The following is a 12,737-nucleotide window of genomic DNA, read 5'->3' on the forward strand; positions in this document are numbered from 1 at the left end:
GCTTGGTCCGGCCGATCGGGGGCGTGATCCGCCTCAGCCCGCCTCGGTGACGAGCTCGAGGATTGCCGCGCCGTAGTGCTCCAGCTTGCGATCGCCGACGCCGCTGATGCGACCGAGTTCGGTCAGGGTGCGTGGGCGGGTGATGGCGATCTCGCGCAGGGTGGCGTCCTGGAACACCACGTAGGCGGGCACGTTGCGCTCCTTCGCGGTGGCGAAGCGCCAGGCGCGCAGGCGATCGAAGAGGGTGGTGGGGATGCCGTCGGGAATCTCGAGGTGGGCGGCACTGCGCCGCTTGGCGCGGCTGCGGCTGCGTTCGCGCTCGAGGCGCAGGTGGAACTCGGCCTCGCCGCGCAGCAGCGGGCGGGCGGCGTCGGTGAGGCGCAGGGCGTTGTAGCGCTCGTGGTCGACGGCGACGAACTCGCGCGCCACCAGCTGGCGGAAGAGTGTGCGCCAGCGCTTCTCGTCGAGCTCGCTGCCGATGCCGAAGGTGGTGATGTCCTGGTGGCCGCGTTCGATCACCTTGTCGGTGAGTTCGCCGCGCAGCACGTCGATCAGGTGGCCGGCGCCGTAACGCTGGCCGGTGCGGTATACGCAGGACAGCGCCTTGCGCGCGGCCTCGGTGGCGTCCCAGGTCTGCGGTGGATTGAGGCAGTTGTCGCAGTTGCCGCAGGGGCCCGACTCCTCGCCGAAGTAGGCAAGCAGGTGCTGACGGCGGCAGGTGGTGGCCTCGACCAGGCCGACCAGCACGTCGAGGCGGTTGCGCGCCAGGCGCTTGAATTCCTCGCTTGCCTCCGATTCGTCGATCATGCGCCGCTGCTGCACCACGTCCTGTGCGCCCCACGCCATCCACGCCTGCGCGGGCAGGCCATCGCGCCCCGCGCGGCCGGTTTCCTGGTAGTAGCCCTCGATCGAGCGCGGCAGATCCAGATGCGCCACGAAGCGCACGTCGGGCTTGTCGATGCCCATGCCGAAGGCGATCGTCGCCACCATGATCAGGCCGTCCTCGCGCAGGAAGCGGGTCTGGTGTTCGGCACGCGTCTCCTGGGTCATGCCGGCGTGGTAGGGCAGGGCGTTGAGTCCCTGTTCCTGCAGCCAGGCGGCCGTTTCCTCGACCTTGCGGCGCGACAGGCAGTACACGATGCCGGCTTCAGACGGGCATTCCTCGCGGATGAAGGCGAGCAGCTGGCGGCGCGCGTCGTCCTTGTCGACGATGGTGTAGCGGATGTTGGGGCGGTCGAAGCTGGAGACGAAGCGGCGCGCATGCCGCAGGTTGAGGCGCTCGGCGATCTCCTCGCGGGTCTGGCGGTCGGCGGTGGCGGTGAGCGCGATGCGCGGGATCGACGGGTAGCGCTCGGGCAGGATCGAGAGCTGCAGGTACTCGGGGCGGAAGTCGTGGCCCCACTGCGACACGCAGTGCGCTTCGTCGATGGCGAACAGCGCCAGCCGGCCGGTGTCGCGCAGGTGGTCGAGCTGGTCGAGGAAGCGCGGCGTCATCAGCCGCTCGGGGGCGACATAGAGCAGCTCGAGCGTGCCGTCCCACAGCGCGCGCTCAACTGCGCGGGCGCGCTCCATATCCAGGCTGGAATTGAGGAAGGCGGCGTTGACGCCGGCTTCGACCAGCGCGCTGACCTGGTCCTGCATGAGCGCGATCAGCGGCGACACCACGATTGCCGTGCCGGTGCGCAGCAGTGCCGGGATCTGGTAGCACAGCGACTTGCCGCCACCGGTGGGCATCAGCACCAGCGCATCGCCGCCTGCGGCGACATGCTCGACGATGGCCTGCTGCTCGCCGCGGAAAGCGGGGTAGCCGAAGACGTGCTCGAGGATGCGGTGCGCGGGTGACGGGTCATCATGACCGGGGGCGGATGCCGTCAGCGCTGGGGCCTGCGTCCGTGCCGGCTGGGAGGGGAGGTCTTCGAGCATCCTGCCATTTTAGCCTCCGCGCCGCTGACCGGGCAGACGGTTGGGCGCGATTGCCTTCAACCCCTCGCGACTGGCGTCGCTCCTACAGGAGAGGCGCCGCGTACATCGGTCCGCCGTAGGAGCGGCGCCAGCCGCGAGCTTTGCGGGGCTTGCGACGAGCCCTGTCGCCTTCAACCCCTCGCGACTGGCGTCGCTCCTACAGGAGAAGCGCCGCGCACATCGGTCCGCCGTAGGAGCGGCGTCAGCCGCGAGCTTTGCGGGGCTTGCGACGAGCCCTGTCGCTTTCAACCCCTCGCAACTGGCGTCGCTCCTACAGGAGAAGCGCCGCGCACATCAGTCCGCCGTAGGGGCGGCGCCAGCCGCGAGCTTTGCGGGGCTTGCGACGAGCCCTGTCGCTTTCAACCCCTCGCGACTGGCGTCGCTCCTACAGGAGAAGCGCCGCGCACGTCAGTCCGCCGTAGGAGCGGCGCCAGCCGCGAGCTTTGCGGGGCTTGCGATGAGCCCTGTCGCTTTCAACCCCTCGCGACTGGCGTCGCTCCTACGGGGGGTGGGAGAAGGGGAGTTGGGTGGACGAAATCTAAGTTTGTCCTGGACAAAGCGGAGGGGGCTGCCTAACATTCGCATCACTGATGGAACCCGTCCCGAGGTTCCAGTCTGGACGTCCGGCCCGCCCATGAACGACATCGCCCGTTTCGAACCCGTCCATAACATCGCTGCCGTCGAGCGCGACACCGGCATTGCGAAGGATACCTTGCGGGTGTGGGAGCGACGCTACGGCTTTCCGACGCCGGCGCGTGACGCCAACGGCGAGCGTCTGTACGCGCCCGAGCAGGTCGATAAGCTGCGCCTGATCCGTCGTTTGCTAGACCACGGACGACGGCCTGCGCGCATCGTGGGGGCGAGCGCGGACGAACTCGCGCGCATGCTCGACGAGTGCCTTGCCACGAGTGCGGCAGCGCCCGGCTGCGACGGCAGCCTGCTCGAGCTCGTGCGCCTGCATCGCAGCGTCGAACTTGCGCAGGCCTTGCGCCATGCGCTGATGAAGCAAGGCCTGCAGCGTTTCGTGGCCGACACGGTCGCGCCGCTCGCGGCCGCAGTGGGCGAGGCCTGGATGCGCGGCGAGGTCGACGTCCCCGAGGAGCACCTGTTTACCGAGCAGGTGCAGAACGTGCTGCGCGGCGCGATTGGTGCCCAGGCGGCAAGCGGTGGCCGGCCGCGTGTGCTGCTCACCACCTTCCCCGAGGAGGAGCATGTGCTCGGCCTGCTGATGGCCGAAGCCATGCTCGTACCCGAGGGCGCCTGCTGTGTCTCGCTCGGCACGCGCACGCCGCTTGCCGACATCCGCAGTGCGGCGGTGGCGGGCGGCTTCGACATCGTCGGCCTGTCCTTCAGCATTGCCTACCCGGCGCGCCAGGCCATCGAGGGCTTGCTGGCGCTGCGCGAAATGCTGCCGACGACGGTGGATATCTGGGCCGGCGGGGCCGCAGTGCGCGACAAACAGAAGCGCCTGCCGGGCGTCCGCGTCGTCGGCGATCTCGACGGTACGCTGGCCGCGCTGCAGCAGTGGCGCGCGCAACACAGCTGAAGGCGCGCGCAGCCGCTCCCCTGGTGCCGGCCGTTATGCGGGGACGCGTGCCGGCTCGCCGTTACCGTCGTTGTCGGTGTCCGGACCGTCTTCGACCTGGTGCGGCAGCAGGTCGCCATCGAGCACTGCGAGCATGCGTGCCCCCTTGGCGACCTGTTCCGCTGCCCGGCGCTGCAGGCTCGCCAGCCGCAGCCACTCCTGCATGGTGTTGATGTCCAGCCGCGCGTGCGCGCCCTGCAGCAGCAGCGCCTCCTTGAGCGCCTGGTAGCGGTTCTCGGTATCGAGCAGCAACTGCTCCACGCGGACCGCGTTGAAATCGGTCTGGCTCGCGTCTGCGCTGGCAGCCAGGTTGGCCGCGGCCTGGCGGAAGGCATCGGCGGCAGCCACCAGCTCGGGCTCGGACGGCGGGCCCAGTACCGTGCCCAGGCTGCAAGCCTGGCGTGCGGCGCCGACTGCGCTCTGCTGGTACTGCAGTGTGCGCAGGCTGTGCGCAAGCGCCTCGACCAGCGCGGGCGGCAGGCTTGCCACGCTGAGCTTGCGCACATAGGCGGCGATTGCAGGGCCGAGGGCGTCGAGTGCGCCGGCCTGGCGTTCGATCCAGGGTTCGTCGGGTGGCGTACGCGTGCTCGCGGTCAACGCGGTCACCGCAAAACTCTGCGTGCGCCCCAGCTCCAGGCGGAGTGCGCGTAATGCCAGGTCGGGCACCGCGAGCGAGTTGGCATCGAGGTGGCGTGGGCGGGCGATCTCTTCCTCGCGGCTGCGGAAACGGCTCGACAGCAGGCGCAGCATGCCGCCGGCCAGCGGCACCATCAGCAGCACGCCGAGCAGGTTGAACAGGGTGTGGAACATGGCGATCGTGACCGCCGGCGTGGCGGGCTGCTCCATCCATTCTCTCGTCATGCCCAGCAGCGTGATCAGCAGCGGCAGCAGCAGCAGCGCCACGGTGCCGGTGACGAGGTTGAACATCACGTGCGCGGCGGCCAGGCGGCGCGCATTGGAGGTGGCGCCGATGGCCGACAGGATGGCGGTGGAGGTGGTGCCGATGTTGGTGCCGATGACCATCGCGCAAGCCGCTTCCACCGACATCAGCCCGCCCTGAGCGGCGGTGATGATGATCGCGATCACTGCGCCCGAGGCCTGCATCAGCACGGTGAGCAAGGTGCCGATGCCGACCAGGATGATCCAGCCCATCACCCCCGGGCTGATGTAGTCCTGCAGGTTGAGCGCGGCGCCGAAGCCGGAAAAGGTGTCCTTGAGCACGTCGATGCCGAGGAACAACACGCCGAAGCCGGCCAGTGCCTGGCCCAGTGCGCGCATGCGCAGGCTGCGTCCGGCCAGCATGAGCGCGGCGCCGATGCCGACGAAGGGCAGGGCGAAGGCGTCGATCTTGAAGCTGAAGCCGAGCGCGGCTACCAGCCAGGCATTGAGCGTGGTGCCGACGTTGGAGCCGAAGATCACCCAGATCGCGTTCTTGAGCGACAGCAGGCCGGTGTTGACGAAACCGATGCTGGCAACGGTCACGGCGGTGGAGGACTGCACCAGGGCCGTCATGGTCATGCCTGCCGCCAGCCCGCGCAGCGGCGTCGCCGTGCCGCGCTCGAGCATGCCCTCGAGCGCGCGGCCCGCGGCCAGCTTGAGGCCTTCGGTGAGCATGTGCATGCCGAGCAGGAACAGGCCGATGCCGCCGAGCAGGCCGGCGACGACCTCGAAGGTGCTGATGGGGTTGGTATCCAGGGGCTGTCTCCGCGCTTTGATTACGTATCTTGTGTCGGCGAACCGCAAGCGTAATACCGCAAGCCCCGGTTGTGGTGCGACTTTGTTCCGCCGAGGGCGTCCCGTGCTGGCCGGCGCTGCTCGGGGGACAGCGCGGCGCAGCATCGCGCCGGGCGGCTTGGGGCACTTGTTCTTGTGTTCTTTACTCTATTTGTCCAGGACAAAACATTGACATCTACGATGGGCTGGCCTATCGTTTGATCGTCGCTTACTTCTGTCCAGGACATAGCTATGAACGAGAAGACGCTCCCACGCTGGCTCGGCGGTCTGTCGGTCGCAGCCGTCTGTTCGCTGCTGCCTCATGTCGCCCAAGCCGAGCGGCTCGCGCCGGGCGCGCCGTTGGCGGTGGCACCGGTCATGGTCGCTGTGGTGACCCAGGACGGCGCGCCGATGCCCGTAAAGGGCGCCAGGGCGGTGCCGATCGATCTGCTCATCTTCATGCATCGCCCGGATCTGCCCGTGCGCGCGGCACCGCTTGCACTGCCCAGCGCGCAACCCGACGCCCTCCCCATCGCCAACCCCGGCGCCATCCGCCACAAGGAACGCTCATGAACGCCCCTGACAAGTTCTTTCTGCCCGACGTGCAGGCCAGTGCCGACCACCGCGCCCTCCCGATCCAGCGCGTGGGCGTGCGCGGCCTGCGCTACCCGATGTCCCTGCGCGATAGTGCGGGTTCGGTGCAACACACCGTGGTCACGCTGGAGATGACGGTTGGCCTGCCGGCCGACGTCAAGGGCACGCACATGTCGCGCTTCGTCGAACTGCTCGAGGCCGAGCGCGAGGCGCTCGACCTCGCCGGTCTGCGTCGCCTGTTCGCCGACATGCTGGTGCGCCTGGAGGCGGACAGCGGGCGCATCGAGGCGCGCTTTCCCTGGTTCATCAACAAGCTCGCGCCGGTCTCGGGCGTGGCCAGCCTGCTCGACATGGACGCCTGCGTGGTGGTCGAGCGCGTGGAGGATGGCGTGGTGGCCACGACGCTCGAAGTGACCGTGCCGGTGACCAGCCTGTGCCCGTGCTCGAAGAAGATCTCCGCCTATGGCGCGCACAACCAGCGCTCCCACATCACGCTCAAGGCTCGCCTGCGTGGCGACCTGGATATCGACGCACTGGTGCGCATGGCCGAGGAGGAGGCGTCTTGCGAGGTCTTCGGCCTGCTCAAGCGCCCGGATGAGAAGTGGGTCACCGAGCGCGCCTATGACAACCCCAAGTTCGTCGAGGATCTGGTGCGCGACATCGCACTGCGCCTGCGCGCCGACGCCCGCATCGCCGCGTGGTCGGTGCAGTCCGAGAACTTCGAGTCGATCCACAACCATTCCGCGTACGCCCTGATCGAGGGCGAGAACGCGGCGGAGTGACGTCATGAAGATGGGTGAGCTCGAGCGCCTGGGTGCGGGTGACACGCGCCGGGTGGCGGTGGTCGGCGGCGGCATCGCCGGCCTCGGCACGGCCTGGCTGCTGGCACAGCGCGACCGCGTGACGCTGTTCGAAGCGGGCGACTACGTCGGCGGCCACACCAACACGGTGGACGTCACCCTCGAGGGGCGCACCCATCCGGTCGATACCGGTTTCCTGGTCTTCAACCGCCGCACCTACCCGAACCTGTGCGCGCTCTTCGCACTGCTCGGCGTCGAGGCGGTGGAAACCGAGATGAGCTTCGGCGTCAGCCTCGCCGGCCCCGGGCTGGAGTGGGCGGGTACCAACCTGGACACGGTGTTTGCGCAGCGCGCCAACCTGCTGCGCCCCGCCTTCCTGGGCATGGTGCGCGACATCATGCGCTTCAACCGCGAGACGACGCGTCTGGCGGCCGCAGGTGGGATGCCGGCGATCTCGCTCGGTGACTATCTTGAGCTCGAGGGCTACGGCCAGGCCTTTTGCGACTGGTACCTGCTACCGATGGCGGCCGCGATCTGGTCGTGTCCGACGCGCACCATGCTCGACTACCCGCTCGCCACCTTCGTCCAGTTCTGCCACAACCATGGCCTGCTGCAGGTCCTCGACCGTCCGCGCTGGCTCACGGTCGAAGGCGGTGGGCGCAGCTACGTGCGCCGCATGCTCGGTCGCCTGGACGATGTGCGCGTTGGCCACCCGGTGCTGCGCGTCGAGCGCGACGCGCTGGGCGTGCGCGTGCATACGCGTGCCGGCGTCGAGCGCTTCGACGAGGTCGTGTTCGCCTGTCACAGCGACCAGACGCTCGCCATCCTGGGCGAGGGGGCGAGCGAGCAGGAACGCCGCATCCTCGGCGCGGTGCGCTACCAGGACAACCTTGCCATTCTGCATACCGACCCCGCGCTGCTGCCGCAGCGGCGCAAGGTGTGGTCGGCGTGGAACTACCTGTCCGGCGAGGGCGAGCCCGACGACCGCCCGGTGTCGGTGAGCTATCTCATCAACCGCCTGCAGCCGCTGCCCTTTGAGACGCCGGTGGTGGTGTCGCTCAACCCCTTCCTCGAGCCGGACAGTGAGCGTGTCATCGGCCGCTTCCACTACGCCCACCCGGTGTTCGACCAGGGCGCGATCGACGCCCAGGCCGCGCTGCCGGCCATCCAGGGCAACAACCGCAGCTGGTTCGCCGGGGCCTGGACCGGTTACGGTTTCCATGAAGATGGCCTCAAGTCGGCGGTGGCCGTTGCCGAGGCAATGGGCGTCGAGGTGCCATGGCGGCGCGGTCGTGTCACGGCCGTCGAGCCTGCGCTGGAGCTCGCGGCCTGATGAACGCCGCCGTATGCTTCGGTGCGGTGATGCATGAGCGCCACGTCCAGGCGCACAACCGCTTCATCTACCCCACAGCCTTCCTGCGCCTGCCGCTGGGCAGGCTCGACACCTTGCAGGTGCCCCTGCTCGGCATCGACCGCCCCAACGTGTTCGCCATATACAGCCGCGACCACGGCGCCCGCGACGGTAGCCCGCTGCTGCCATGGATTCGCGGCGTGCTCGACCGGCATGGCCTGGGCGAGCTGTGCGACGGCGAGGTGGTGCTGCAGACCATGCCGCGCATCTTCGGCTTCGTTTTCAACCCGGTCAGTTTCTGGTTCTGCCATGACCACGCGCGCAACCTGCGTGTCGTGCTTGCCGAGGTCAACAACACCTTCGGCGAGCGTCACAACTACCTGGTGCACCACCCCGACCTGCGCCCGATTGCGGCGGGCGACGAGTTGCGCGCGCGCAAGTGCTTCCACGTCTCGCCCTTCTTCCCGGTGCGCGGCGAGTACCGCTTCCGCTTCGAGCGCCAGGGCGAGGTGCACGCGGTGTCGGTCGACCTGTGGGACGAGGGCGCGCTGCGCCTGAGCACCCGCCTGTCCGGTCGCGCCCAGGCGCTCGACGGCTCCGCGATGCGCAAGTGGCTGGTCCGCCAACCCTTCATGACCCTGGGCGTCGTCGCCCGCATCCATTGGCAGGCCTTGCGCCTGGCCCTGCGTCGGGTGAGCTTCCATCGCAAGCCCGCGCCACCGCTTGAGGAGACCACCTGATGAACGCACTCGACCATGCCCTGCAGCCGCTGGCCAGCGTGCGCCTCGGTCGCCGCCCGCGCGCCACCCGGCTCGCCCTGGAGATGCTCGACCGCCTGCAGGGTGGCGCGCTCGCCGTCGAACTGCCCGACGGCCTGCGCCTGCGCGCTGGCCACGGTCCGCTCGTGGCCCACCTGCGGGTGCGTGACCACGCCGTGTTCGACGAGGCGCTCGCGCGCGGCGACATCGGCTTCGGCGAAGCCTGGATGGACGGCCTGTGGGACACCGAGGACCTCACCGGCCTGTTGCGCCTGCTGTCGGCCAACCGCGACCAGCTGCATGGCGCCATCTACGGCCGCATGTTCCGCCTGCTTGGCCACCGTCTGCAGCATCTGCTGCGCGCCAACACCCGCACCGGCTCGCGGCGCAACATCGAGGCCCACTACGACCTCGGCAACGACTTCTACGCGCTCTGGCTGGACCCGACGATGACCTATTCGGCCGCGGTCTTCGCGACCCCCGATGAGTCCTTGGTCGATGCCCAGCTGCGCAAGTACCGCCGCATCCTCGGCGAGCTCGGCGCCCAGCCGGGGCAGACGATCCTCGAGGTCGGCTGCGGCTGGGGCGGCTTTGCCGAGGTCGCCGCCACAGAGTTCGGCTGCAAGGTGCTCGGCATCACGCTGTCGCCGTCCCAGCTCGCCTTCGCGCGCGCGCGCGCCGAGCGCGGCGGTTTTGCCGACCGCGCGGACTTCGAACTGTGCGACTACCGCGACGTGCGCGGCCAGTATGACCACATCGTGTCGATCGAGATGATCGAGGCGGTCGGCGAGCGCTTCTGGCCCACCTACTTCGGCCAGCTCGGTGCGCTGCTCAAGCCGGGTGGGCGCTGTGTGGTGCAGGCCATCACCATCGCCGACGCACTGTTCGCTCGTTACCGGCGCGGCACCGACTTCATCCAGCGCCACGTCTTCCCCGGCGGCATGCTGCCCAGCCCGAGCAGGGTGGCGCAGCAGGCGCAACGCGCCGGGCTTGGCATCGTCGGCGACTTCGCCTTCGGTCGCGACTATGCGCGCACGCTCGCGCATTGGCAGCGCAGCTTCGAGGCGCAGGCAGCTGCGGTACGTGCGCAGGGCTTTCCCGAGCGCTTCATGCGCATGTGGCGCTTCTACCTGTCCTATTGCGAGGCCGGCTTCGAGACGGGCGACATCGACGTCCACCACTATGTGTTCGCGCATGCGGATGCAGGGGGCGGGAGGCGCTGATGCCACGCCCGCGCGCTGCACTCGATCCTTGGCTGGCGCCCCTGCTGCTCGCCGGCGCCTTGCTCGTTGCCGCGCCGTCCTTCGCGCGTGAGCTGCCGCCGGCGCTTCAGGGCGGCCTTCAGCGCGTGGGCGAGGGTGAGCTGCGCTGGTTCGGCCTCAAGCTCTACGATGCGGCGCTGTGGGCGATGCCCGATGCAGCCGCCGAGCCAGTGGACGACGAGGCCGAGGTGGCGCAGGTGCTGGCTGCGGACCATGCGTTGTCGATCCGCTACGCACGGGCGGTGTCGTCCGCGCGCCTGGTCGAACTCAGCCTGGGGGAGATGCGTCGCCTCGGCTATGAGGATGAAGCGCAGCTGGCACGCTGGGCCCAGGCCCTGGCGCGCGCACTGCCCTCGGTGGAGGCGGGCGAGACTCTGGTCGGGCTGCACCGCCCGGGCGAAGGCGCGCAGTTCTGGCACCAGGGCCAGCCGACCGCGGCGCTCGAAGACGCCGAGCTGGCGGCGGCCTTCTTTGCAATCTGGCTCGACCCGCGCACGCGCGAACCGCGTCTGCGCGCGCAACTGCTCGGCCTGGCGGAGCGCGCGCGATGAGCGCCGCCGCGACCAGCGCCTCACCTGATCCGGGCCCTGGCACCGATTCTCGCCAGGCGCTGCTAGCTTATGGAGCGCTCGGCCTGCCGCTGGCCTTCGCCGCGCTGCCGATCTATGTCCACGTGCCGCGCCTGTACGCTGAAGGACTCGGCCTGCCGCTGGCGCTGGTGGGGGCGGTGCTGCTCGTCGCACGCATCGTCGACGCGTTTACCGACCCCTTGATCGGCTGGGCCAACGACCGCCTGCCAAGGCGCCGGCTGTGGGTCGCGCTGGCCTTGCCGGGCCTGGGCGTTGGCATGCTCGGCCTGCTTGCGCCGCCCGCAGGGGCGGGTCTTGGCTGGCTGTTCCTGCTGCTGGTCGGCGTGTCACTGGCGTGGTCGGTGGCGACCATCGCCTACAACGCCTGGGGTGCGGAGGTGGCGCACACGCCGCTTCTGCGCACGCGCTACGTCGCCAGCCGCGAGGCTTTCGGGCTCGGCGGCGTGGTGCTGGCCGCGGCTCTGCCGGCGGTGCTTGCGCTGGGCGCCGACGAGGCGACCGGGCTGGCGCGCCTGGCCTGGCTGTTCCTGCCGCTGCTCGCCGGCTTCGGCCTGTGGACGCTGTGGCGCGCGCCGGCAGTTCCGTCGGCCGGCCTGGCCGGACAGGGTGCAGGCCGCGTGCCGGTACGGGCGACGCCGCTGTGGTCAGGCCTGCGCGCCACCGTGCGCGACGCCGGCTTCGGCCGCCTGCTCGCGGTGTTCGCCGCCAATGGCATCGCCGCGGCGATTCCGTCGGCCACCGTACTGTTCTTCGTCGCCGACGTGCTCGGCGCTGAACGGCTCGCGGGTCTATTCCTGGTGCTGTACTTCGTCGCCGCGGCGGCCAGCCTGCCGCTGTGGGTGCGGGTGTCGCAGCGCATCGGCAAGCTGCGCGCCTGGCTCGCCGGCATGGTGCTGGCAGTCGCGGTGTTCGCCTGGGCCGGGCTGCTCGGGGACGGCGACGTGTTCGCCTACGCGCTCATCTGCGTGCTGTCGGGGCTCGCGCTCGGCGCCGACCTCAGCCTGCCCCCCTCGCTGCTCGCCGACCTCGTCGCGCGCAGCGCGACCGGGCGCGCTCAGCCCCCTCTGCAGGCGGGGGCATGCTTCGGCTGGTGGAATTTCGTCACCAAGGCCAACCTCGCACTGGCGGCTGGCCTGGCGCTGCCGCTGCTCGCGCTGCTCGGCTATGCGCCGGGGGCGCGCGAGCCTGCTGCGGTGACGGCGCTGGCGGCGGTGTATGGCTTCGTGCCGGTCGTGCTCAAGCTGGGGGCGATCGTGCTGCTGTGGCGCTGGCGCGCCTGGATCGAGCCGGATGTGCCGTCGGCCGACGGCCTGCGCAAGGCGACTGTCTGTGAGGGAGTGCAATCGTGATCGTGAAACGTCTTTTCTTGTGGATCGTGGCCGTGGTCGGCCTGTGGGGGTGCACGACGGTGAATGTCGATCATTACCGCGCCGAGCAGCCGGTGCTCGAACTGCGCGACTACTTCAACGGCACGCTCGACGCCTACGGCATGTTCCAGGACCGCTCGGGCAAGGTGGTGAAGCGCTTCCACGTGTTGATCGAGGCGAGCTGGGAGGGCGAGGTCGGCACCCTCGACGAGCACTTCACCTACTCCGATGGCAGCACCCAGCGCCGCGTGTGGACCATCACCCGCCTCGGCCCCGGGCGCTACAGCGGGCGCGCCGACGATGTCGTCGGCGAGGCCAGCGGCGAGGCTGCGGGCAATGCGCTGCGCTGGCGCTACGTGCTGGCGCTGCCGGTCGGCGACAAGGTCTACAACGTCGATTTCGACGACTGGATGTTCCTGATGGACGACAAGGTGATGCTCAACCGTTCGCTGATGAGCAAGTGGGGCTTCCGCCTCGGCGAGGTCACGCTGTCCTTCTTCAAGCGCGCCGATTGAGCGGCGAGGACCGGGCGCGCATGGCAGCGAGGATGCAGCGATGACGACGGTGACCCGGAGCGGGAGCGGGCTGTTCGCCCCGCTCAACACGCCGATCCGAAACTGGCAGGGGCGGCGGGTGTGGATCGTCGGCGCCTCCACCGGCATCGGCGAGGCGCTGGCGCTGGACCTGGCCGCGCGCGGTGCGCGCCTGGCGCTGTCGGCGCGCGGCGTCGAGCGGCTGCAGGCGGTGCGCGCGGC

Annotated in this window: 12 protein-coding genes; 10 read left to right on the forward strand and 2 right to left on the reverse strand. The window is 69.7% G+C overall.

Annotated features, from left to right (window positions below):
* Nucleotides 1-33 precede the first annotated feature (33 nt).
* Nucleotides 34-1,923, reverse strand: a complete 1,890-nt coding sequence (gene recQ / locus C662_RS10770) for a DNA helicase RecQ (protein ID WP_002928664.1) — start codon at nt 1,921-1,923, stop codon at nt 34-36.
* Nucleotides 1,924-2,596: 673 nt separating this feature from the next.
* Here recQ and C662_RS10775 point away from each other — a divergent pair.
* Complete coding sequence (locus tag C662_RS10775) at nt 2,597-3,508, forward strand: MerR family transcriptional regulator (protein ID WP_002928667.1); 912 nt, start codon at nt 2,597-2,599, stop codon at nt 3,506-3,508.
* Nucleotides 3,509-3,541: 33 nt separating this feature from the next.
* Here C662_RS10775 and C662_RS10780 read toward each other — a convergent pair whose 3' ends face one another.
* Nucleotides 3,542-5,161, reverse strand: a complete 1,620-nt coding sequence (locus C662_RS10780) for a Na/Pi cotransporter family protein (RefSeq protein WP_051018564.1) — start codon at nt 5,159-5,161, stop codon at nt 3,542-3,544.
* A 351-nt stretch (nt 5,162-5,512) separates the two neighbouring features.
* Here C662_RS10780 and C662_RS10785 point away from each other — a divergent pair, with 351 nt between their 5' ends.
* The 9 genes from C662_RS10785 to C662_RS10825 all read left to right on the forward strand — a co-directional run.
* A complete protein-coding gene (locus C662_RS10785; protein WP_002928677.1) occupies nt 5,513-5,833 on the forward strand; it encodes a hypothetical protein in 321 nt (106 codons plus the stop codon).
* Entirely contained in the window at nt 5,830-6,636 is an 807-nt protein-coding gene (gene folE2, locus C662_RS10790; protein WP_002928678.1) for a GTP cyclohydrolase FolE2, read from the forward strand. The genes C662_RS10785 and folE2 overlap by 4 nt, the downstream gene beginning before the upstream one ends.
* A gap of 4 nt (nt 6,637-6,640) precedes the next feature.
* Entirely contained in the window at nt 6,641-7,987 is a 1,347-nt protein-coding gene (locus C662_RS10795) for an NAD(P)/FAD-dependent oxidoreductase (protein WP_002928679.1), read from the forward strand.
* Nucleotides 7,987-8,745: a DUF1365 domain-containing protein gene (locus C662_RS10800; RefSeq protein WP_002928681.1), complete on the forward strand. Its 759-nt coding sequence runs from the start codon at nt 7,987-7,989 to the stop codon at nt 8,743-8,745. Before C662_RS10795 ends, C662_RS10800 begins: the two co-directional genes overlap by 1 nt.
* On the forward strand, nt 8,745-9,986 hold the full coding sequence (locus C662_RS10805; RefSeq protein ID WP_002928682.1) for an SAM-dependent methyltransferase: 1,242 nt from the start codon (nt 8,745-8,747) through the stop codon (nt 9,984-9,986). The genes C662_RS10800 and C662_RS10805 overlap by 1 nt, the downstream gene beginning before the upstream one ends.
* The gene (locus C662_RS10810) at nt 9,986-10,576 is read left to right on the forward strand and encodes a chalcone isomerase family protein (protein ID WP_002928683.1); all 591 of its coding nucleotides are present in this window, start codon (nt 9,986-9,988) and stop codon (nt 10,574-10,576) included. The genes C662_RS10805 and C662_RS10810 overlap by 1 nt, the downstream gene beginning before the upstream one ends.
* Entirely contained in the window at nt 10,573-11,964 is a 1,392-nt protein-coding gene (locus tag C662_RS10815; protein ID WP_002928684.1) for an MFS transporter, read from the forward strand. Before C662_RS10810 ends, C662_RS10815 begins: the two co-directional genes overlap by 4 nt.
* Before the next feature lie 2 nt (nt 11,965-11,966).
* Nucleotides 11,967-12,497: a DUF3833 domain-containing protein gene (locus tag C662_RS10820; RefSeq protein WP_037982795.1), complete on the forward strand. Its 531-nt coding sequence runs from the start codon at nt 11,967-11,969 to the stop codon at nt 12,495-12,497.
* Between the two features lie 40 nt (nt 12,498-12,537).
* Nucleotides 12,538-12,737 (forward strand): SDR family NAD(P)-dependent oxidoreductase (locus tag C662_RS10825; protein ID WP_002928686.1); only part of this gene is annotated, 200 nt, incomplete at its 3' end.

Source organism: Thauera sp. 28 (assembly GCF_000310145.2).
Lineage (GTDB): Bacteria > Pseudomonadota > Gammaproteobacteria > Burkholderiales > Rhodocyclaceae > Thauera > Thauera mechernichensis.

Bases quoted from the DNA above. Each gene is read 5' to 3' on its own strand.
- recQ (WP_002928664.1), bottom strand. From the start codon at position 1,923: ATGCTCGAAGACCTCCCCTCCCAGCCGGCACGGACGCAGGCCCCAGCG.
- C662_RS10775 (WP_002928667.1), top strand. From the start codon at position 2,597: ATGAACGACATCGCCCGTTTCGAACCCGTCCATAACATCGCTGCCGTC.
- C662_RS10780 (WP_051018564.1), bottom strand. From the start codon at position 5,161: ATGCTCACCGAAGGCCTCAAGCTGGCCGCGGGCCGCGCGCTCGAGGGC.
- C662_RS10785 (WP_002928677.1), top strand. From the start codon at position 5,513: ATGAACGAGAAGACGCTCCCACGCTGGCTCGGCGGTCTGTCGGTCGCA.
- folE2 (WP_002928678.1), top strand. From the start codon at position 5,830: ATGAACGCCCCTGACAAGTTCTTTCTGCCCGACGTGCAGGCCAGTGCC.
- C662_RS10795 (WP_002928679.1), top strand. From the start codon at position 6,641: ATGAAGATGGGTGAGCTCGAGCGCCTGGGTGCGGGTGACACGCGCCGG.
- C662_RS10800 (WP_002928681.1), top strand. From the start codon at position 7,987: ATGAACGCCGCCGTATGCTTCGGTGCGGTGATGCATGAGCGCCACGTC.
- C662_RS10805 (WP_002928682.1), top strand. From the start codon at position 8,745: ATGAACGCACTCGACCATGCCCTGCAGCCGCTGGCCAGCGTGCGCCTC.
- C662_RS10810 (WP_002928683.1), top strand. From the start codon at position 9,986: ATGCCACGCCCGCGCGCTGCACTCGATCCTTGGCTGGCGCCCCTGCTG.
- C662_RS10815 (WP_002928684.1), top strand. From the start codon at position 10,573: ATGAGCGCCGCCGCGACCAGCGCCTCACCTGATCCGGGCCCTGGCACC.